17 protein-coding genes are annotated in these 21,511 nt (G+C 61.0%); 12 read left to right on the top strand and 5 right to left on the bottom strand.

Annotation, left to right across the window (positions count from 1 at the left end):
• Positions 1-42 precede the first annotated feature (42 nt).
• A complete protein-coding gene (locus ACTJLB_RS13645; RefSeq protein WP_440783572.1) occupies positions 43-2,349 on the bottom strand; it encodes an FdhF/YdeP family oxidoreductase in 2,307 nt (768 codons plus the stop codon).
• 249 nt (positions 2,350-2,598) lie between these two features.
• Between ACTJLB_RS13645 and ACTJLB_RS13640 the strand changes: the two genes are divergently transcribed.
• Together ACTJLB_RS13640 and cydB are read left to right on the top strand one after the other, a co-directional pair.
• Complete coding sequence (locus ACTJLB_RS13640) at positions 2,599-4,047, top strand: cytochrome ubiquinol oxidase subunit I (RefSeq protein WP_440783571.1); 1,449 nt, start codon at positions 2,599-2,601, stop codon at positions 4,045-4,047.
• Complete coding sequence (cydB, locus tag ACTJLB_RS13635; RefSeq protein WP_281004290.1) at positions 4,031-5,044, top strand: cytochrome d ubiquinol oxidase subunit II; 1,014 nt, start codon at positions 4,031-4,033, stop codon at positions 5,042-5,044. Before ACTJLB_RS13640 ends, cydB begins: the two co-directional genes overlap by 17 nt.
• A 306-nt stretch (positions 5,045-5,350) precedes the next feature.
• Here the strand turns inward: cydB and ACTJLB_RS13630 are convergent, their stop codons facing one another.
• Positions 5,351-7,990 (bottom strand): glucose/quinate/shikimate family membrane-bound PQQ-dependent dehydrogenase, encoded by a 2,640-nt coding sequence (locus ACTJLB_RS13630; protein WP_440783570.1) that lies wholly within the window; start codon positions 7,988-7,990, stop codon positions 5,351-5,353.
• A gap of 169 nt (positions 7,991-8,159) precedes the next feature.
• On the opposite strand from ACTJLB_RS13630, the gene ACTJLB_RS13625 reads away from it, so the two are divergent.
• From ACTJLB_RS13625 to ACTJLB_RS13610, 4 genes are all read left to right on the top strand, one after another.
• The gene (locus tag ACTJLB_RS13625) at positions 8,160-8,567 is read left to right on the top strand and encodes an NUDIX hydrolase (protein WP_440783569.1); all 408 of its coding nucleotides are present in this window, start codon (positions 8,160-8,162) and stop codon (positions 8,565-8,567) included.
• A gap of 70 nt (positions 8,568-8,637) precedes the next feature.
• On the top strand, positions 8,638-8,865 hold the full coding sequence (locus ACTJLB_RS13620; RefSeq protein ID WP_020068338.1) for a hypothetical protein: 228 nt from the start codon (positions 8,638-8,640) through the stop codon (positions 8,863-8,865).
• A gap of 47 nt (positions 8,866-8,912) precedes the next feature.
• Positions 8,913-9,443 (top strand): hypothetical protein, encoded by a 531-nt coding sequence (locus tag ACTJLB_RS13615; protein WP_440783568.1) that lies wholly within the window; start codon positions 8,913-8,915, stop codon positions 9,441-9,443.
• A 78-nt stretch (positions 9,444-9,521) separates the two neighbouring features.
• Complete coding sequence (locus tag ACTJLB_RS13610; protein WP_087753798.1) at positions 9,522-10,034, top strand: hemerythrin domain-containing protein; 513 nt, start codon at positions 9,522-9,524, stop codon at positions 10,032-10,034.
• Positions 10,035-10,166: 132 nt separating this feature from the next.
• Here the strand turns inward: ACTJLB_RS13610 and ACTJLB_RS13605 are convergent, their stop codons facing one another.
• Positions 10,167-10,667 (bottom strand): YciE/YciF ferroxidase family protein, encoded by a 501-nt coding sequence (locus tag ACTJLB_RS13605; protein ID WP_440783567.1) that lies wholly within the window; start codon positions 10,665-10,667, stop codon positions 10,167-10,169.
• A gap of 158 nt (positions 10,668-10,825) precedes the next feature.
• Between ACTJLB_RS13605 and ACTJLB_RS13600 the strand changes: the two genes are divergently transcribed.
• Positions 10,826-11,701: a manganese catalase family protein gene (locus tag ACTJLB_RS13600; protein ID WP_020068334.1), complete on the top strand. Its 876-nt coding sequence runs from the start codon at positions 10,826-10,828 to the stop codon at positions 11,699-11,701.
• A 176-nt stretch (positions 11,702-11,877) separates the two neighbouring features.
• Here the strand turns inward: ACTJLB_RS13600 and ACTJLB_RS13595 are convergent, their stop codons facing one another.
• Positions 11,878-13,122 (bottom strand): phosphatidylserine decarboxylase family protein, encoded by a 1,245-nt coding sequence (locus ACTJLB_RS13595; RefSeq protein ID WP_440783566.1) that lies wholly within the window; start codon positions 13,120-13,122, stop codon positions 11,878-11,880.
• On the opposite strand from ACTJLB_RS13595, the gene ACTJLB_RS13590 reads away from it, so the two are divergent.
• Together ACTJLB_RS13590 and ACTJLB_RS13585 are read left to right on the top strand one after the other, a co-directional pair.
• On the top strand, positions 13,121-13,960 hold the full coding sequence (locus ACTJLB_RS13590) for a PIG-L deacetylase family protein (protein ID WP_440783565.1): 840 nt from the start codon (positions 13,121-13,123) through the stop codon (positions 13,958-13,960). The genes ACTJLB_RS13595 and ACTJLB_RS13590 overlap by 2 nt on opposite strands.
• 64 nt (positions 13,961-14,024) lie before the next feature.
• Positions 14,025-14,972 carry a glycosyltransferase family 2 protein gene (locus ACTJLB_RS13585; RefSeq protein WP_440783564.1) on the top strand — a complete coding sequence of 316 codons (948 nt, stop codon included), beginning with the start codon at positions 14,025-14,027 and terminating at the stop codon, positions 14,970-14,972.
• 58 nt (positions 14,973-15,030) lie between these two features.
• Here the strand turns inward: ACTJLB_RS13585 and ACTJLB_RS13580 are convergent, their stop codons facing one another.
• A complete protein-coding gene (locus ACTJLB_RS13580; protein ID WP_020068330.1) occupies positions 15,031-17,718 on the bottom strand; it encodes an ATP-binding cassette domain-containing protein in 2,688 nt (895 codons plus the stop codon).
• A 507-nt stretch (positions 17,719-18,225) separates the two neighbouring features.
• On the opposite strand from ACTJLB_RS13580, the gene ACTJLB_RS13575 reads away from it, so the two are divergent.
• From ACTJLB_RS13575 to waaF, 3 genes are all read left to right on the top strand, one after another.
• A complete protein-coding gene (locus tag ACTJLB_RS13575; RefSeq protein ID WP_020068329.1) occupies positions 18,226-19,521 on the top strand; it encodes a glycosyltransferase family 4 protein in 1,296 nt (431 codons plus the stop codon).
• A gap of 111 nt (positions 19,522-19,632) precedes the next feature.
• Positions 19,633-20,238, top strand: coding sequence for a D-glycero-alpha-D-manno-heptose-1,7-bisphosphate 7-phosphatase (locus ACTJLB_RS13570; protein WP_087753978.1), 606 nt, complete (start codon positions 19,633-19,635; stop codon positions 20,236-20,238).
• Positions 20,235-21,509 carry a lipopolysaccharide heptosyltransferase II gene (waaF, locus tag ACTJLB_RS13565; protein WP_440783563.1) on the top strand — a complete coding sequence of 425 codons (1,275 nt, stop codon included), beginning with the start codon at positions 20,235-20,237 and terminating at the stop codon, positions 21,507-21,509. The genes ACTJLB_RS13570 and waaF overlap by 4 nt, the downstream gene beginning before the upstream one ends.
• Positions 21,510-21,511: the final 2 nt, after the last annotated feature.

Here is a 21,511-nt window from a genome sequence, read left to right as displayed (position 1 = left end):
CGGATCGCGAATCCGCCGGGCAATCGTCGCCCGGCGGGTCTGTCATGCACCAGATGTAGCAACCGGCTTTTCGACAATCCGCACCGGAATGGACTTGGCGCCGGGCACTTTACTTTCTTCGGCGTAATGCCAGAGCGGCAGCAGCGGATTGCATTCCGGGTAGTAGCCGGCAATGCAGCCACGCGGAATGTCGTAAGCCTTGACGGTGAGTCCGCTTACGCGCCGGTCGAAGCCGTCGTCGGAAATGGTCTGCAAGCCGATCTTGTCGCCTTCGGTTAGACCACTCGCCGCCATATCGTCTTCATTCATCAGCACAATCATGCGGTTACCCTTCACGCCGCGAAAGCGATCGTCCAGCGAGTAGATCGTCGTATTGAACTGGCTGTCGGAGCGCAGTGTCATTAGTCTGAGCGCGTCCGTTTCGCGCTCGGGCATGTCGGGATCTTCGCCGAGTGCCTTCGGTACCTGAAACTCCGCCTTGCCGCTTTTCGTCTTCCATTGCCGCTCGCGAGCGGGGAGAGGTTTGTGAAATCCGCCCGGCGTCCACATACGCTGGTTGAAGTCGTGGAATATCTCCGGATAAGTCTTTTCTATTTCATTGCGCACGATCGAGTAATCATCTCGCCACGCATCCCAGTCAACGTTGAAGCGAGTGCCCAGTGTCGCTTTCGCGATTCCCGCGACGATATAAGGCTCCGAGCGAATGTTGTCGCTGGCCGGTTCCGCCACGCCGCGCGAACCGTGCATGCACGCGGTGCTGTCTTCCATTGAGACAGCCTGGTCGCCGCTCGCCTGCCGGTCGATTTCGATGCGGCTCAAGCACGGCAAAATGTAGGAGATATCACCGTGTACGAGGTGACTGCGATTGAGCTTGGTCGCAACGTTCACATTAAGGCGCAAACCTCGCCACGCAGGTTCTATCCGCAAGCGGTCCGGCACGGAACGCACGAGATTCCCGCCGAGGTTGAATACACCCTTCACCTCTCCTTTGAGCATGGCTTCAAACGCTTCGACGGTATTCATGCCTGTTTTGCGCGGCGGCTCGAACGAGAACTGGCTTGCCAGCTTATCGAGCGGCGCCAGTTCGGGCTTTTCTGTAATGCCGACCGTGCGCTGCCCCTGCACGTTGGAATGACCGCGCACAGGTGACGGCCCAGCGCCGGGCTTGCCCACGTTGCCCCGCAGGAAGAGCAGATTGCACACCATGCGGACGTTTTGCACGCCCAGCCGGTGCTGCGTCAGTCCCATTCCGTAGTGGACGATCACTGCATTCGCCTTCATGTATTCGTCTGCGGCCGCCTGTATCGCGTCGCGAGTCAGACCGCTGACCTTTTCTATGTCCGCCCACGAAGCCTCGCGAGCATAGTTCGCGAATGCTTCGTAACCGGTCGTGTGATCGCGGATGAAATCCGCATCGACGACACGCGGCGCACCTTGCTGGATGGCCAGATCGTCCGCAGCAATCACCGCCTTGCAGATGCCGAGAATCGCAGCGGTATCACCGCCGGTCTTGAGTTGATGATATTGCGTGCTGATCTGCGTGTTCTCGGGCGTGAGCATCTGCACCGGCGACTGCGGATTCGCAAAACGCACGAGCCCCGGCTCGCGAAGCGGATTGAACGTGATGATCGGCACCCCGCGTTTGCGCGCGTCCTGCAATTGATGAAGCATGCGCGGGCTATTGGTACCCACATTCTGGCCAAAGAAGAACATCAGGTCCGTCTTCTCGAAGTCGTCGAGCGTAATGGTGCCGACGCCTACCCCGATTGCTTCCTTCAGCCCGACGCTGGTGCTTTCGTGACACATGTTCGAGCTGTCGGGCAGATTGTTCGTACCGTACATGCGCGCTAAAAGCTGGTACATGTACGACGTTTCGAGCGACGCGCGGCCCGACGCATAGAACACCACACTGTCCGGCTCGAGCTTGTTGAGCTCGCGACCGATTTCATCGAACGCCTGTTGCCATTCCACTTGCACGTATTTGTCGGTGGCTGGATCGTAGCGCATCGGCGCGGTGAGCCGCCCCGCTTCTTCCAGGTCATGGTCGTGCCATGACAGCAGTTCGGTCACGGTATGCAGTTGAAAGAACTCAGGCGTCATTCGCTTGGACGTCAGGTCCCAGGCAGTGGCCTTCGCACCGCTCTCACAGAACTCGAATACGTGCGGGTCGGCCGGCTTGGCCCACGAACAGCTCACGCACATGAAGCCGTCCGGCTTATTCTGCTTCGCGAGCACAGCACTGTCTTTCAGGCCGACATGTTCCTGCGCGAGAATTGTGGTGACTGCCTTCAGCGATCCCCATCCGCCCGATGCGTAGGGGTAATCTCGTGTCGTGTCCTTTTCTTTCATTACGGTCTCCGCGCGAACGTCAGTACAGAACGAGAGCAAAGTGTGTACCTGTTGGCGAAAAGAGCGCATGCTCCTGACAATAGGTTTACACGCCTTTCGCATGGTCTTGCGCGGGTACCCGCGCTATGCCGGCAGACACAGTCAGGCCACGCATTTGCATTTACAGTGCTTATATTCAGAAGCATGCGCTGCGGCGCAAATTGCGAATCCGTCCATCAGGTCAGCCACGTCCTTATTCGAGGTACCGTAATGCCACCCTCGGTCGACGCACTATTTCTTGCCCGAACGCAGTTCGGTTTCACCATCGCCTTTCACATTATTTTCCCGGCAATGTCCATCGGGCTTGCCAGCTATCTTGCAGTGCTCGAGGGCGCATGGCTCTTCACCGGCAAGCCGGTATACCTGGCCGTATTCCGCTACTGGCTGACGATTTTCGCAGTGGTATTCGGCGTCGGCGTGGTGTCTGGCCTTGTCATGTCGTATGAGTTCGGCACCAATTGGGCGGGCTTTGCCTATCGGGCGGGACCTGTTGTCGGTCCGCTTATGGGTTACGAAGTACTAACCGCGTTCTTCCTTGAATCGGGCTTTCTTGGTGTGATGCTGTTTGGCATGACCCGCGTCGGCCCCAAGCTGCATTTTCTTGCCACAGTGCTCGTCGCTATCGGCACTTTGCTAAGCGCCTTCTGGATTCTCGCTGCAAATTCATGGATGCAAACGCCGCAAGGATTCGAGATGGTCGACGGCCGCTTTGTGCCCACCGACTGGCTCAGCATCATCTTCAACCCTTCGTTCCCTTACCGGCTCGTGCATATGGTGCTCGCGGCCTATCTGAGCGTGGCGTTCATCGTCGGCGCGGTGGGTGCGTGGCACTTGCTGCGCGATCCCGGTAACGAGCCTGCGCGGCTCATGGCTTCCATGGCGCTATGGATGGCGTGCATCGTCGCGCCCATCCAGATTCTCGCCGGCGACGCGCACGGTGTGAACACGCTCAAGCATCAGCCCGCAAAGATCGCCGCACTCGAAGGCGACTGGGAGTCCAAACCGGGCCAACCGCTGATTTTGTTCGGCATGCCAAACATGAAAACCGAGACTACCGACTACGCAGTCGAGATCCCGCATCTGGGCGCGCTGATCCTCACACATACATGGAACGGCTCTATTAGAGGACTCAAGGAATTCGCGCGAGAAGACCGCCCCTTTTCGCCGCTTATTTTTTGGGCTTTTCGCGTCATGGTCGGCCTTGGCGTGCTGATGGCGCTGACCGGTTTCGCGAGTCTGGCACTTCGGGCGCGTCATTCGCTTTATCGCGCGCGCTGGCTTCACCGGCTGATGGTCGCAATGGGACCGTCCGGCCTCATTGCCCTGTTATGCGGCTGGACCGTGACCGAAGTGGGCCGTCAGCCTTACACCGTATATGGCCATTTGCGCACCGCCGACAGCGTGTCGCCCATCGCCGCGCCCGGCGTCGCGACATCGCTTGCGGCTTTCGGCGTCGTGTATCTGATCGTATTCGGCGCGGCAATGGTATTCGTACTGCGTCTCATGGCGAGGTCGCCATCGCTCGCGACAGAAGGGCCCGCCAAGGACAAGCCGCATCGCAGCGCGGGCATCACGCCCGGACCGGCGCAACGGCAGCCCGCATCGACCACCACTGGCAACACTTCTGCACGGGACGATCGCCATGACCGCCACGATTGATCTGCCGCTCGTCTGGGCGGCCATCCTGGCGTTTGCCGTGCTTGCCTACGTGCTGCTCGACGGATTCGATCTCGGCGTGGGCATCCTGTTCGCCGTCGAGCGCAGCCGGGACGATCGCGACCTGATGGTGAACACCATCGCGCCCGTATGGGACGGCAATGAAACATGGCTCGTGCTCGGCGGCGGCGGACTTTTCGCCGTGTTTCCCCTCGCCTATTCGATCATCCTTCCAGCGCTCTATCCGCCGATCATCGCGATGCTGCTCGCACTCGTGTTTCGCGGCGTGGCCTTTGAATTCCGTTTTCGCGCGACGGGTTCTGGCCGCGCGTGGTGGGACGTCGCTTTCTTTTCGGGTTCCACCATGGCCGCTTTGTGCCAGGGACTCGTGCTGGGCGGACTGCTTCAGGGCATCCACGTGAAGGGAGTCTCGTATTCCGGCGGCTGGTGGGACTGGCTTACCGGCTTCACCGTGCTGTGCGGCCTCGCCGTGGTCGTCGGCTATACATTGCTTGGATCGTGCTGGCTGATCTGGCGCACCGAAGGACCGCTGCACGAGCGCTGCCGGCGTTATGCGCGCACCATGGCAGTGGCGGTGCTTGCGCTGATCGTCGTGGTTACGCTGTGGACGCCAATGTTGCAAGGCTCGCTCGCTGCGCGCTGGTTCCGCTGGCCGGACATTGCATTCACCGCCGCCGTGCCGGTACTGCTGATTCTTCTCGCGGCCGGCTTCTGGCGCAGCCTTTCGGCGCGGCGCCAGGCGCTGCCACTACTCTTCGCCTATGGCATTTTCATTCTTTGCTATGCAGGTCTTCTGATCAGTCTGTATCCGTATCTCGTGCCACCTGCAATTTCCTTCCGCGACGCCGCCGCGCCGCACGCGAGCCTCTTATTTCTTCTGGTGGGCGCAGCGATTACCGTTCCGATGATTCTCGGCTACACGGTGTATGCCTATTCGGTTTTCAAAGGCAAAATGCGTCCCGGCGAGGGATATCACTAACATGTGGCGACGATTCGCATGGTTTGTCGGCCTGTGGTTGCTGGGCGTTGCAACCGTCGCGCTCGTGGCAGGCATATTGAAAGCTGTATTACACGCCGCTACGCATTAAGCGATCTTCGAACGTTCTGCACGCGTCACGGCGGCTGGAATGTTTGCGCGTTGACGCGTAACGTTTTCAACCGGATGCACATTAGAGTGCATTCGCTTACTTGACGCAGAAACTCGCGCGCCTGTCACAAGCGCGCGGCGGGCCCGAATCACGGTGCTCCTGCGGCACCCGCTCGCGCGCGATCCTCAAACGCCCTTTCAGGGCAGCGTGTACGCGATCACGTAATCTCCTTGCTTCGTGCCAAGCGAGCCGTGACCGCCCGCGGTGACCAGCACATACTGCTTGCCGTTGCTGTCGGCGTAGGTCATTGGCGTTGCCTGCCCGCCTGCGGGCAAGCGAGCTTGCCACAACCGGTCGCCAGTCCGTACATCGTAAGCGCGCAGATAGTAATCCAGCGTACCGGAGAGGAATGCGACACCGCCAGCAGTCGTGATCATGCCACCCAGACTCGGCACGCCGAGCGGCATGGGAATTGGCAGCGGCGCGCTATCGCGGATGGTGCCGTTCTTGTGTTCCCACACAATGTGGTTCGTGCGCAGATCGACGCCCGCGACATATCCCCACGGCGGCGCCTGGCACGGAATGCCGAGCGGCGAAAGGAACGCATTGAGCTCGAATCCATAAGGCGTGCCGCGAGCGAGCTTGATGCCGCTTGTTTCACTGCCCTTCTTCTCTCCGTTATCGGACGGAATCTGCGAGCGCGGCACCAGCTTTGAAGTGAAGGCCATGTAACTCGGGTTCGCGATCAGTATTTGCCGAACCGGGTCCACTGCAATGCCGCCCCAATCGAACACACCGAAATTGCCCGGAAATACGAGCGATCCCTGCTCGGACGGCGGCGTGAACATGCCGTCATATCGCAGCGATTTGAACTTGACGCGGCACCACAGCTGATCGAAAGGATTGGTGCCCCACATGTCGCGCTCGCGTACTTTCGGCGGTTTGAAGTTCAGCGCGGAGAACGGTTGCGTAGGCGAAGTGTGATCGCCTGTTCCCGCGCCCTCGGGCACCGGTTCTTCCGTGATCGGCACGATCGGCTTGCCGGTCTCGCGGTTCAGCACGTACAAACTGCCCTGTTTCGTCGATGCGATCAGCGCAGGTTGCACGCCACTGGGTGTCTGCAGATCGATCAGCGAAGGTTGGCCGCCTACGTCCATGTCCCATAGATCGTGGTGAGTGAACTGGTAATTCCAGCGCATCTTGCCGGTTGCGAGATCCAGTGCAACGACGCCCGCCGCCACTTTCTCCGAGGCCGGCGTGCGCAGGCCGCCCCACTGGTCGGGTGTCTGATTGCCGAGCGGCAGATACACCATGCCGAGTTTTTCATCCACGCTGAAGACCGACCACATGTTCGGCGAATTACGAACGTACGTCTGATTGCCGGTAATCGGCTGGGTCTCGTCTGGATTGCCCGCATCCCAGTTCCACACGAGATGACCGTCGTGCACGTCGAACGCGCGGGTGACTCCCGAGGGCTCGTTGGTCGACTCGTTATCCGTGACGTGGCCGCTGATAATGACCAGATCGCGAGTTACCGCGGGCGGCGACGTCGAGTAATAACCGCCCGGCGTAAAGGGACCGATATTCGTGCGCAGGTCGATTTGACCGTTATTACCAAAATGCGTGCATGGCTGACCCGTGTCGGCATTGAGCGCGATCAGTCGTGCATCGGCGGTCGGCAGGAAAATGCGGCGCGGACATTCGGCGCTCACGGCAGCGGCGGCCGTCTGTTGGGTCGCAGCCGATGTATCGCTGGCGGCCGTGGCTGCGGATGCCGATTGCTCTGCGCCCGCCGCTGTGGAAGCACCGTTGGCCGCGTCAGTGGTCGCTGATGCGCCATCCGCCGCAGGCGCCGAAGCCGATGCTTGGGGATTCGAAGCGGCAGCGCTCGCATCAGTGCTTGCAGGCGCGCCTGCAGCCGCGCCTTCAGTAGGCGCTGATGCCGCCGCATTATCCGCCGCTGCTACCGCGGCATTTGCCGGATACATCGCGTCGTCGTGATATGACACGCCGCGGCAAGTCATATGCTCCCAGTGCTTGAAGCCAACGGGACTCTGAATATGCGGATCGTATCGCCAGAGTTCCTTGCCCGAAGCAGGATCGAGCGCGATCACGATACTGTGCGGCGTGCAAAGGAAGAGCTTGTTGCCGACCTTGATCGGCGTATTCTCATCGGTAGTTTCGGTGGGGTCGCCCGGGCCCGGCTTGTCGCCTGTTTCGAATTGCCAGGCCACTTTCAGTTGCCCCGCATTTTCCGGGGTGATTTGCGTAAGCGGCGAATAGCGCTGACCGAGCGGCGAGCCGCCGTAGTCGGTCCAGTCGGCCGCCTGCCGGTTCGCGTCACCGGCAATTGGTGTAGTGGGTGGAGCGGCAGTGGAAGCCAGGGTGCCCGCGCGATCATACGGATGATTGAACGCTGTGGCGAGGCCGAGGAGTACGGTCAGGATCACGGCGGCAGTCAACGGCACGACGCCGTCGCGATGCGCGGCCGGTGGCCCGAACACCAGTTTGCGTGTGACGGGCGGCAGCAATAGCCACAGAGCGAGTACAAGCCACACCCACAAGCGCGGCAACAATTGCCAGAAGTCGAAGCGCGCTTCCACCACGGCCCAGATCGTCGAACCGAACAGAATCAGCGCGAATAACCATAGCGCCGAACGTCGGCGAATGCTGAGCAGCACGCCGGTCAGCGCAATCGCGATCCCGGTCACCACGTAATACCACGAACCACCCAGCGCGACGAGCGGGACTCCGCCCCCAGCTAGCGCCAGGCCGATAATGATAAAGACGACAGCGGGGACGGCAAGTGCGGGAGGAAACCGATGTGGCTTCGACATATTCACCACCTCTACAGACAATGATTCGAATTGGATTACACGAGAAAAACCGACCGTTTGGCCGAAAGCGCCGTTTGTGCAAGTAGCATTTACGGTTCCCGGTGGACTCATCGGCAAGGCATGCAACATGCAACGTGCGCCAAAGTCGCACTGATTACCCCGAAATGTCATGAAGCATCGAGCCACCGTCCTTTGCCTGCGCGCTAATCACATCCTGCTGGTCGCGAGATCCAACGGACGGTGGGCGCTGCCCGGCGGTCGATGCAAGATCGGTGAGCCCGCGTTCGACGCGGCCGCTCGCGAGCTTGTTGAAGAGACTCGAATGAGCGGCATCCCGCTCCAGTACATTTTCGAGTTCTGGGGCGCCCGCACTCGACACTATGTATTTGCCGCGCGTATTCCCGAGCACGTCGAGCCGATACCGAGCAATGAAATCAGCCGATGCCGCTGGGTAAGCGTGAAAGACGTTCGTTCGGCATGGGTCAGCGTGTCGACTCGCGGCATCGTTCAGATACTTCTGGAAGAGAGCAGTCCCATGGGGCCCGCAAGGAGATCTAGTCCATTGCGGGCGTTCTGAGCGCACCGGGAAGCGTGGCATGAGCGTTGCATGACGAAGCTTGTCGCTTACTTACCCACGGAGTTTCACAATGGCAGGAGATAACTCGTTCAAGCCCGGCGAAATCGTCAAGACCTCCGGCATCTATTCAGTCGTTCACGACGACGGCAAAGACACCTTCGAAGTAACGTGCGTAGAGGGAGAACATTTTCCGCCTACGCGCAGCGGCAAAGGTGCGCACTTCGAGCTCAAATATGCGGCCACGCACGCGCATCGGCACGGTGAGCTGAAGGGAAGCGAAGCAAGGCAAAACGCCTAACCGGCGACAAATCGTCGAAACAGCGCGCCCGGCAAGAGCACAAAACGATGCCTAAAACTTCCGCTTCGCCGTTCGCTCTTGCCGAGCGCGCAATCATCAGCCTGTACGACGGCGGCGTGCTATCGCCCGCTGTCCTCGAACGGCTATTGGCCGTTTTCGCACAAGAGAACACTGACTGGAACGCGAAACCGTCTCAACGCACCGTCGACGGACGCTCGCTTCACGAAGTGGTCGTTCTCACCATGTTGCCAGGCGAATCGTTACGTTCGGCGAGCAAATCCTTCCTGTCGGTAATCGAGCACATAGCCGGCGTATCGCGAACTAAAAATCCTGCGAGCGCGGCGGAGGACGTAGACGACCACGAAGAAGAATCCGCGGACCAGGACGACGACAGCGCAGAACTGGCGCGGCAATTGTCCGGGAGTGCTCGCGCTCCGCGGCGCGGCCGTGCCGCGAACGTGAAAGACAAAGCTAGGAACAAGGACGAAGACTCCGACTCGCCCACGCGGCAGCCGAAGAGAACGGCAGCGTTCAATCCGCTGCTGAACGCTGCAGCACCGCGCAAGAGCAAAAACTAAACTGCGGCGCATGGGCACAGTGCTTGCGTTACCCCGTTCAAACCTGCCGCCAGGCGGCGTTTCAACACGGAGAGCGACATGCCCGAAAAACAACCGAACCCCAATACAGACGATGCACTCGAACTGCTGATCGCGGATCATCGCGCCGTCGAGCGACTATTCACCGCGTTCAAAGAAGCTAAAGAAGACGATCTGGAAGCGAAAGCCACGCTGGCACAGCGCGCGTGCGAAGAGCTCACCATTCACACCATCATCGAAGAAGAACTGCTCTATCCCGCTGCGGCTGAAGCGCTGCCGTCAGGCGATGTGGTCGACGTGGAGGAAGCGTACGTCGAGCACTTTCTCGTGAAGACACTGATCAGCAAATTCGAAACGCTCAAGGCGGGGGATAAAGGCTTCGACGCGACGTTCAAAGTGATGAGCGAAATGGTGCAACATCACGTGGAAGAAGAAGAGAACGAACTGTTTCCGGAATTGCGAAAGGCCAATCTCAATGTGAAGGGACTGGGTCAGAAAATCGCGCAGCGCAAGATGGAACTGCAGGGCAAGCTCGACGCAGTCGGCAGCCGTTCGGTCGGCGACAAGACCTGACGCGCGAAGTTGTCGCGGGTCGTGCGGCGCGCGTGGCTCGCAAAAAAAACCGGCCCTTGAATGGGCCGGATCACATGATCAAAACCGCTCTCTCAGTCCCGCGTCGCTTTTCAGCCGGCGGGACTTCCCCACTTACTTCTGCTGCTTCGCCTTTTCGTTGCCGGCTCGCTCCGCGAATTCGGTCAGCTTCAAATCCGTCGCCTTTTCTTCTGCCAGCGTTTCCTTCAGCAGATTGACGGCTTCGGTGAAACCCAACTGCTTTCCGATCGCGCACAGGCTGCCGTATGCGGCGATTTCGTAGTGTTCCACCTTTTGCGCGGCAGCGACCAGGCCGGCATCGAGCACTGCGCCTTTCTCCATTTCGTCGATCAGCTCCTGCCCTTCCTCGATCAAGCCTTCCATCGCGACGCACTTCATTCTTTTCAACTTCACGCCACTCGTTTCTACAACCTTATCGATTCTCTCCACCTGTCCTTGCGTTTCCTCCAGGTGCATTTTGAACGCCTCGCTCAATTGCGGATCGGACGCAGCACGCGAGAGTTTCGCCAATGCCTTGGTCAACTGCTTCTCCGCGCTGTAGATATCCGACAGCATGTGAACGAACAGATCGTCGATGGTCTTTCGCTGTGTCATGTGCAACTCCCAAGGTAGTGGTTAGGAGCCCTGCAATCCGCAACGCGTGTGCCAGAACATCGGCACGCGCGTTGTGACGATTTAATGGCTCAGGTATGCGGGATGCGCAAGGAAGCGTGCAGTCGAAAGTTTCCCAACCATACTCAGCGGAGAAACCAATGTTCGTCCACAACAAACGACTTCAATATACCGTGCGTGTCGCCGCCCCCAATCCGGGCCTCGCCAATCTGATGCTTGAGCAATTCGGCGGACCTCAAGGCGAGTTAGCGGCCGCGTGCCGGTACTTCACTCAGGCCGTCGCAGAAGACGACCCGGGCCGCAAGGATTTGCTGTTCGACATCGCTACTGAAGAACTGAGTCACCTTGAAGTAATCGGCTCCATCGTCGCTATGTTGAACAAGGGCGCGAAAGGCCAACTGGCCGAAGGCGTCGAGCAGGAAGCAGAGCTGTATCGCTCGTTGACAGGCGGCGGCAACGACTCGCATACCACCGCGCTGCTGTATGGCGGCGGACCTGCGCTCACGAACTCCGCGGGCGTACCGTGGACGGCTGCGTACATCGACACGATTGGCGAACCGACCGCCGACCTGCGCTCGAATATCGCTGCCGAAGCGCGCGCGAAGATCGTCTATGAGCGCCTGCTGAATGTCACGGACGACCCGGGCATCAAGGAAGCGCTCGGTTTCCTGATGACGCGCGAGATCGCTCACCAGAAGTCGTTCGAGAAAGCGCTGCACTCGATTCAACCCAACTTCCCGCAAGGCAAGCTGCCGGGTGTTCCGGAATTTACAAACGTGTACTACAACATGTCGGCTGGCGAAGGCGACGCACGCGGTCCGTGGAACGAGGGCCCGGAATGGGAATTCGTCGAGGCACCGCAGCCGGCAGTGGATGGCGGCGACGGTCTGCCATCGGTCAACGTGACGCAAGCCGATGTCGAAGTGCTAGGCGCGCTGGCCGAGAGGACCGCATCGGATACGGAATCGGATCCGATGACGGGCGCCGATCTTGGCTCGGGTAAGCAGCCGGGCTAAGCGTTTATCCGCGGCGGGCTGCCCCGCCGTTCGATAACGGCGCGGCATTGACCACGGTATTTGCAGTAGCCGAAGTCGCGATCAAGAAGAAAAAATGCCGCGAAGCGCATTGCGCTTCGCGGCATTCGAACATCAGTTCCACGCTAGTTGAAGATCAGAGTTGACCGCAGCGAGGATTACCTCGCGGTCGCGATGTGCGTATTCACCTTGACTGGCGGCGAGTGGTCGAAAGGTGGTTGCGGCACGAAACTGCTGATGACACCCGGCTCGAAGACGAGACAGCAGGTCGAGCCGCCGTACTGGAAAAACCCTATTTCATCGCCCTTGGCGACGCGCTGGCCAGGCAACGCCTCTATCATGCACGATGACACATCGGCCATGCCGACGAAAAGACAGCCGACCTGACCGATCGCAGGATCGTCGCTTTCGATAACGATCACGGCGCGCGCCGCCACCGCGGTAATGTAGCCCTGCGAATCGTTCAGACCGCCGGCGTCGCGGCCTTCCGAATCGGCGTCGGAATAGTAGGTGCCATCCAGCGCGTACGCTTTTTTGATGACGCCACTTACCGGCGCATGCCACCGGTGATAATTGAATGCACTGAGAAAGGACTGATAGATCGAGCCGCCGACAAAACGCTGTGCAACTTCGCGCTGGCTCGCAGAAAACATATCCAGTAGCGAATAAGGCTGTGCCTTGATCCAGAAGGTATCGGTCAGCTTGACGTCTGTCTGGATGTTATACGGAGCCGCCTCGCAGGCGCTGACAATGATCTTGTCGTTATCCGGCTGATCGACTGGCCGTACGCCCTCGCGGAACCGGCGCGTGAAGAAGTCGTTCCATGACGAAAAGCCCCAATACGGCTTGTCGGTATCGCAGACGAACTGCGACATGCCGATTTTCTCATCGGCCTCGGGCGAAAACCATCCATTCGGCGCCGACGTATTCAGGTGTTCACGCGAATGCGGCCCACTCAGGAACCCGCACCAGCAATTGAGCACGCGTTTAAGCCGCTGGTTCAATGCCGGGTCGCGGAACAGCGCGTAGCCGGACGGCATGCACATTGGCCAGTCCAGCACCGCATTCAATGGGCAGTGAATCAGACTGGTCTCGCTGAACGGCGGCGCATAAGTCATTACGTAATCGATGATCACCATCAACTCGTCTATTGACGAATAGCCGAGCACATAACCCGCGTCGCGGGCCTGATCGATAGCACGCGTCATATCCATGCGAAGAACTGGGTCGCCGCTCAGAAGCGCGGCCAGATCTTCTACCGCCGACGTTCGCGGCGCATGCATCGCGCGAGCGCGGGCTTTTTCCGCGAGGTCGGTGCGATATCGCGCGAGATGCTCTTCGTTCGATGGCAGCCAGCCGCCGAGCCTGCGCCGCTCGGTGGCGGTTTTGTCGTTGTCTGTCATGCTGATCCTTTCGGCTCATCGGAAACAATACTCCCACCGGTTTGCAAAGGTCATTCCTGTTAGCTTCAGGTCATGTTTCAGAACCAGGCCCGCTATTTGCAAGCCAGCTGTTCCTGTCGTCTTTAAGCAAGTCCATCACAAAATGATGCAATCGCGCGCACGTCTGCTCGTCGTTTCTCCACATCTCGACGACGCCGTTCTGAGTTGCGGGCTGCTTCTCGCAGCTAATCCATCGGCCATTGTTTGCACGGTGTTCACCGCGCCGCCGCCGGAGAACATGTCCACTGACTGGGATCGGCAATCCGGTTTCACTGATGCGTTTGAGGCAATGCAGACGCGCAAGCAGGAGGACATTCGGGCGTTGCAAAAGCTCGGCGCACAGCCGGTACATCTGTCCTTCTGCGATGCGCAATACCTGTTGACACCGAGCCCCGATGATCTGACCGGAGCGCTTCGCCGCACGCTCAACGAGCACAGTCCAGAGAACGTGTTCTTCCCGCTGGGCATCTTCCATTCCGACCACACTTTAGTGTCGGACGCATGTCTCGCGCTGATTGACGTCATGGCCGACACCGCATTTCACGGCTACGAAGACGTGCCGTATAGGCAGAGGCAAGAAGCGGTATTGGAGCGCATTGAAGAACTGACCAAAAGCGGCTACGCGCTGTCGCCCACCACCGACATGGGCGCGCCGGTCAATGCATTCAGCGCGCATGAGCAGATCAAGCGAGAAGCCATTGCCGCCTACGCGAGCCAGTTGCGCGCGTTCGGCCCACAGGGGCAAAGCTCGCTTTATTCGACCGAAAAGTATTGGCGGCTGCAAAGAGCCTCAAGCTAGTTGAAAGCGGACGGCACACCGATTGCTTGAACGGGGCATCGCCTCGTCAAGAATAAAGAACCGCATGGAAAAAAAATCGCTTTCCCGGCGCATTTCGGTCGTCGTTCTGACGTACAACCGCGCCGATGAGCTTGTGGCCACTCTCGAGCGCCTACTCGCCCTTCCCGAAAACCCGCCCATTTTTGTCGCGGACAACGGCTCTAGCGATAACACCGTCGCGCTCGTGAAGGCGCTGTTTCCGACTGTATGCATCGTCGAATGCGGGGCGAATCTCGGCGCGGCCGGACGTAATCGCGCCGCCGCGTACGTCGGCACGGACTACGTGGCCTTCTGCGACGACGACACGTGGTGGGAGCCGGGCTCCCTCGATCGCGCGGTGCAATTGCTCGATGCGTGGCCGAATGCGGGCGTACTGAGCGCGCGCGTGGTGGTCGGCGAAGATAACCTCACGGACCCGACCTGCTCGGTCATGCGTGCAAGTCCGCTTGGCAGCGAAGGGCTGCCAGGCCCCGCGTTGATCGGCTATATGGCAGGCGCATGCGTTTTTCGCACGTCGCTGTTTCGCCAACTGGGCGGCTACGAGCCGCGCCTTTTTATCGGCGGCGAAGAAGAACTCGTCGCGCTGGACGTGCTGGCAGCCGGGCACTCGATTGTCTATTGCGATCAATTGACCGTGCACCATCATCCGTCGCCGTCACGCGATAGCGGCTTGCGGCGCCGCACACTCGCGCGTAATGCCGCGTGGATCGCGTGCCTGCGCCTGCCCTGGCCCGAGGCGAGCCGCGCGACCATGCATGCGCTCGCGACGTTCTCACGTGAAGGCACTCTCGCGCGCGACGCCGTTCCGTTGTTGCGCGGGCTCGCATGGGCATTGAGACACCGCAAGCCAGTACCGGCTCAGGTGCTGAGCCTGCGCGAACGGGTACGCACGGGCGAGCGTCAAATGGCGGCGCCGGTGCCGGCCACTGCCCGCGCAAAACCAACGGTAAGCAAGGTCGACGCGCGTACCTGAGCCGCAGGACGTGGAGAGGCGCACATGCGCGCGGCGAACGCGCACCGCCTCCCGCTTTTTATACGCCCGTGCGTGCGGACGCCATCGCCAGATTGCGAATTTCGCCTATCAGCTTTTCCGGTGCAACCGGCTTCGAAAGATGCGCCTGGAAACCGGCCATCTGCGCTCTCATACGGTCTTCCCCCTCCGCGTAGCCGGTGATCGCGATCGCCGGCACGCGGTCCTGCAGCGGCAATTGCCGATCGGCTTCCAGGCGTCGCAAACGGCGCAGTACGTCATAACCGTCTTCGTCCGCTAGCACGATGTCGCATAGCAACGCATGCGGCCATTGTGTGGTCGGTGTGGCGGCGAACCAGTCCAGGGCCTCCTTGCCCGACGACGCAGTTCGCACGCGCGCGCCACTCGACACAAGCACCGCTTCTAATGCGTCGAGCGCATCTTCCTGGTCGTCGATAGCCATGACAAAGAGACCTTCTAGCGGCGCCGCGCCGTCCACTTCCGAGGTCAACGGTACCGCTGCTGAACCGGCGCCTGAATCAGCGTCGGCCACCGGACGCAAAGGCAGCATGGCGACATAGGCGAGCCGCCCGTTGAGCGTCATTAGCGTGAAACTGCCGCCCGCCGCAGCCAGCGCTTCCTCCATATAACGAGCAGCCGCTTGCGACAGTTCAGCGGGCTTTTCGCCCATGCCGAGTACCGTGACCCACACCTGATTGTTATGCCGCTCGACGCGAAGCTCGATGCGCTGCCCCGGCCTCGCGTGCACGATCTCGTTGCGGCACAACTCGGCGATCAGCGGTTGCAGCACGCTCGGGTCGCCAGTCACACGCAGATCGTTGTCGCTGATCTGCGGATACAGCGTCACCCGCTGCGCGGCAATTTCGTCGTGCAACGCGTCGATCACGCCGGCCATCAGCGCCGCGAGGCTGACAGACTGCGCGGTGAGCTTGCGCTGCGCGTGCTCGAGTTCGCCCTGCTGCCATTGCAGGGACCACATCTTCGCGTAGACGCCTTCACGCGTGAGCAACTCGCGGTGCGTGCCCTGCTCGACCACGCGGCCATGCTCCATCACCAGAATCCAGTCGGCGTCGACCACGGTTGATAGCCGGTGCGCGATCACGATCGACGTGCGGCCTTGCGCGAGCCGCGTCAATTCAGTCTGGATCGCCCGTTCCGAACGCGTGTCGAGCGCGGAGGTGGCCTCGTCGAATACGATGATGCGCGGGTCCTTCAGAATGGCGCGCGCAATGGCAATGCGCTGGCGCTCGCCGCCCGAGAGCCGCACACCGCGCTCGCCGACGCGGGTGTCGTAATGATCGGGCAGACGTTCGATAAACTCGTCGAGTTGCGCCGCGCGCGCCGCCCGCACCACGTCCGCGCGCGTTGCCGAAGGCCTGCCGTACGCGATGTTATAGGCAATGGTTTCGTTAAACAGCACCGTGTCTTGCGGCACGATGCCGATTGCTTCGCGCAGGCTCTTTTGCGTAACGTGACCGATGTCCTGTCCGTCTATAAGAATCCTGCCGCTGTTTGGCTGATAAAGACGAAAGAGCAGCTTCACGAGTGTCGACTTGCCCGACCCGCTGCCGCCGACAATCGCCAGCGTCTTGCCAGGATACGCATGAAAGTCCACGTCGCGCAGAATCTGCCGAGCCGGGTCGTAGCCGAAGTCCACGTGCTCGAATGAGATTTGCCCTGCGCTGACTACCAGCGGTTTCGCGGCCGGTTCGTCGATATCCTCGCCAACGCGCCCACGCGCGGCGAGTATTTCGAACATGCGCTCGACGTTGACCATTGCGTCGTTCGTCTCACGAAAAACGAAGCCGAGCGTATTCAGCGGCATGCAGATCTGGATGATGTACGCATTGACCAGAATGAGATCGCCGACAGTCATGCTTCCGGCCACCACGTGCTGCGCCGCGAGCAGCATGATTGCGCCAATGCCGAACGCGATCACCGCGCTCTGCCCTACGTGCAGCGCCGTCAGCGCGCGCTGATTCGCCGTTCTGGCGTGCACCCACTTGTCGAGCACGACCGACAACCGCTTCGTTTCCGTGTCTTCGGTGGCGAAGTATTTGACCGTGTCGTAGTTAAGCAGACTGTCGACGAGCCGGCCATCCGATTGCGCCTCCAGAGCATTCACCGCGCGCTGGAACGCAACGCGTCGCCGGGTGAACACGAATGTATATGCCGCATAGCAAACGAAGGTTGCCGCAATCGCGATCATGAATTCGCGCGCGTAATTGTGGACCATGATCGCGACGATAGTCGCGATCTCGAACGCGGTCGGCACGATCGTAAATAGCGCGACGCCGAGCAGAAAGCCGATGCCGTCGGCGCCCTTTTGCACGTCGCGAACTATTGCGCCGGTCTCGCGTTTCGTGTGAAAGCGCGCACTCATGCGATGCAGATGCGCGAAAGTCCGCTCGGTAAATGCAGCGACGGTGCGCTGCGTGACGATACTGAACACCACGTCGCGCGCTTCGTTCAATGCGTCGCCGAGAAAACGCAGTAATGCATAAGCCAACACGAGGAACACCGGGAACAGCGCCTGCGCGACCGGGTGCCCCAGTTCGTCCACCACATGCTTGAGCACGAGCGGGATCAGAACAGTGGAGAGCTTCGCGGCAACCATCAGCAGCAAGGCAGCGACGGTCTGATTGCGATAACGCCAGACTGCGCGCATCAGGTCGGCGGCAATGCGGCGGGTCAACTGGGAACGGGGCAGCGTTGCGGAGTTCGGCATGGTGTCCTGAGAAGGCCGCGGCAGCGCGTGAACTGCAACCCGGCATTAGATTCCACGAAGCGGATTCGCAAAGCGGCGCGACGAGTGGCATGCATGTCGAGCACGTGCGCTTGGGGCAGTAATGCCCACACTGCGGAGCACACCTCGCAGCAAACCCTGCGCCCGCCGCCGGACAAAACTTAGCATAGACGACACATCAGCGGCACGCGATGTAAGCAGCACGTTGAAGCAAATATTTTCGTCTACGTTGGTGACGGTGATCGAACTTACATGGCCGCTTGTAGAAAAAGGGAACGCCACACCGTTTCCTTAAGCGAAAAAAGGGAACGCTACAGCGCTTCTCCGCACCCAACGCCGCATTGCGCTTCGCGCGTCACCCGCAGCGCATAGGCACAGCGCATGCTCATGCCGGATAACAGCGTTGTATTGCGTGAAATTGCATAAGAGTGCTCAGCAAAACGCGCCATGGACACCCCCGCTAATGCCAATCTCCGCGAAGGAATCTCAATGAAGATCGCCCTCATCAGTGAACACGCCTCGCCCCTCGCCGTCGCCGGAGGCGTCGACAGCGGAGGACAAAACATCTATGTCGCGAATGTTGCGCGTGAACTGACAGAGATGGGCCATCAAGTGGATGTGTTCACGCGGCGCGACCGCGCGTTGCTACCGCTCATATCCGACATGGAGGGCGTCCGCGTGATCCACGTCCCCGCAGGGCCGCCGATGCAGTTGCCGAAAGAACTGCTGCTGCCCTTCATGGATGAGTTCGCCGCGTTCCTGATTGAGTTCTTCCGCCGCGAGAAAACGCCATACGACGTCATGCACGCGAACTTCTTCATGTCGGGGCTCGCGGCATTGAAGGTCAAAGCGGCGCTCGGCGTGCCGCTCGTCACGACGTTTCACGCGCTCGGCCGTGTTCGGCGGATACATCAGGGCGCGAGCGACGGCTTTCCTGACGAGCGCTTCGCAATTGAAGACGACCTCGTCGCGCAGTCCGACGTGGTGGTCGCGGAATGCCCGCAGGATGAAGCAGACCTGATTGAGCTTTACCACGCCGACCCCGCGCGCATCGAGATCGTGCCGTGCGGTTTCGACGCCGACGAGTTTCACCCGATGGACCGTGCAGCCGCTCGCGACGCACTCGGCTGGCAGCAAAACCAGTTCACCGTGCTCCAGCTCGGACGGCTCGTGCAGCGTAAGGGTATCGACAACGTGGTTCGCGGCGTGGGTGTACTGAAGAAAGCCTTCCGGACCTCTGCGCAACTCTACGTGGTGGGCGGCAATTCCGACGCGCCGAATGAAAAGGCCACGCCGGAAATCGCGCGCCTTCGTGGCATCGCGCGTGAATGCGGCGTAGCTGAACAAACCATTTTCGTGGGACGGCGCGGGCGCGCGCAACTGCGCTACTACTACAGCGCCGCAGACGTGTTCGTGACGACGCCCTGGTACGAGCCGTTCGGTATCACACCGGTCGAGGCCATGGCTTGCGGCACGCCGGTGATCGGCGCCGATGTCGGCGGCATCCGCTATTCGGTTGCAGACGGCATCACCGGCTTTCTCGTGCCGCCGCGCGATCCGGCCGCGCTCGCCGCGCGCCTGAACCAGTTGCGGCGCGACCCCGCGCTCGCTCGCAGGATGGGCGAAGCAGGCGTCGAACGCGCGCGCAAGGAGTTCACATGGCGCGGCGTGGGCGAATCGCTCGCGCAGATCTATATGCGCACCGCGCGGCTCGTGCCCGCCAAACCCACGGAAGACCGCGTGGAAGTTCCCCTGCGAGCAGCGGCCGGCGCATCGTTCCGTTAGGCGCCGCGCAGCATTGCAGCGCTGATAGCGCAGCTAGTTATGTCGAGCCGGTGCGGACCTATGGTCCGCTCGCGGCGATTCCGGTCCACATTTTTCTACACCGCCTTCGTCATGCTGCGACCCGCTGTATTTCTCGACAAAGACGGCACGTTGCTCGAGGACGTGCCCTACAACATCGACCCTTCGCTGATGCGCCTCGCACCGGGCGCGCGCGAAGCGTTGACGCTGCTCGCGACCCAGCCTTTCGAGCTGTTCGTGATCAGCAATCAGTCAGGCGTCGCACTCGGGAAATTCCCGCGAGCGGCGTTAAAGAACGTGGAAGCCGAACTCACGCACATGTTCGCCGAATCCGGCGCGATGTTCTCCGGCGCGTACTGGTGCCCGCATCATCCGGACGGCACCGTTGCGCCTTATTCGACCGCCTGCGATTGCCGCAAGCCGGCACCCGGCCTGTTGCTGCGCGCAGCCCGCGAGCATCGGCTGGACCTCGCGCGCAGCTGGTTCATCGGCGACATTCTCGACGATGTCGAAGCGGGCAATCGTGCCGGATGCCGCACGATTCTGCTCGACAACGGCCACGAGACCGAGTGGATAGAAGGACCTCAGCGCGTTCCTACCGCGCGCGCCGCGGATCTGCACGAGGCTGCCCGGATCATCGCAAACGCTATGGAAGCAGCGGCGCCGCCCGCACCCGCCGGCGAGGAAACTGCTCAATGAATGCGCCGCTGCTGATCACCCAGCCGACACTCGCTCACGCTCGCGTGCCCGACAGCCCGCAGCTTGAGCATTGGGGCGAGGAGATCAAGCGCATTCTGTGCGTGCGGCTCGACAATCTCGGCGACGTGCTGATGACCACGCCCGCGCTGCACGCACTGCGCGAGTCCTCACCCGGCCGCCACATCACGCTGCTTGCGTCGCGCAGCGGCGTTGCACTCGCGCCGTTTCTCGACGATGTCGATGACGTGATCGCATACGAAGCGCCGTGGGTTGCGAATCCGCCGACGAGCGCGCGTTCGCTCGCCGACGATCAGCGCATGCAGGAACGATTGCGGCGCGGCGGCTTCGATGCCGCCGTGATCTTCACGGTCTATAGCCAGAGCCCGTTGCCCGCGGCGATGCTGTGCCATCTGGCGGGCATTCCGCGGCGGCTCGCGCATTGCCGCGAGAACCCGTATGAGTTGCTGACAGACTGGCTGCGTGAACCGGAGCCGCAGCAGCGCACCCGTCATGAGGTGGAACGGCAACTGGACCTCGTGCGCCAGGTCGGCGCAGAAGCCCCCGACACGCGTATGCGCTTCACGGTTCATGAGTCGGACCGGCGAACGCTTGCAGAGCAGTTGACCGCGAGAGGCGTGCACGGCGGCGCAACAGCCGGCACGCCGTGCATCGTGTTGCACCCCGGTGCAACCGCCGCATCGCGACGCTATCCGCCCGAGCGCTTCGGTCACATCGCGACGCGCCTTGCCACCGAAACCGGAGCCCCGCTTCTGATCACCGGCAGTGCGAGCGAGCGTCCTCTCGTCGACGCGGTGATCGCCGCCGCTGCGCCGCGAGTTCGCTCACAACTGCACGATATGAGCGGCGCGCTCACGCTCGGCGAACTGGCAGCGCTGATCGAACAAGCGAGCGTGCTGGTGTCGAACAACAGCGGACCCGTGCATCTCGCGTCCGCGCTCGGCACGCCGGTCGTCGATCTGTATGCGTTGACCAATCCGCAGCACACGCCGTGGCAGACGCCGAATCGCGTGCTGTTTCGCGATGTCGAATGCCGCTGGTGCTACCGCAGCGTGTGTCCTCAGCACCATCATGCGTGCCTGCTGGGCGTCACGCCCGGCGAGGTCGTGAAAGCGGCGCTCGAGTTGCGCGCCGAAGCACGAACTCGCGCAGCCTCCGTCGACTCCGACGCTCACCGCTCGAACGCTATCGAATTCAACGCCCACCACAGCGACGCGGCGCCGCCGCTCGCCGATGAACCCGTGGCTCCCTGAAA

Source organism: Paraburkholderia sp. 22098 (genome assembly GCF_052045935.1).
In the GTDB taxonomy this organism is placed as follows: Bacteria; Pseudomonadota; Gammaproteobacteria; order Burkholderiales; family Burkholderiaceae; genus Paraburkholderia; species Paraburkholderia caledonica.
This window is presented reverse-complemented; position numbering and strand designations above follow the sequence as displayed.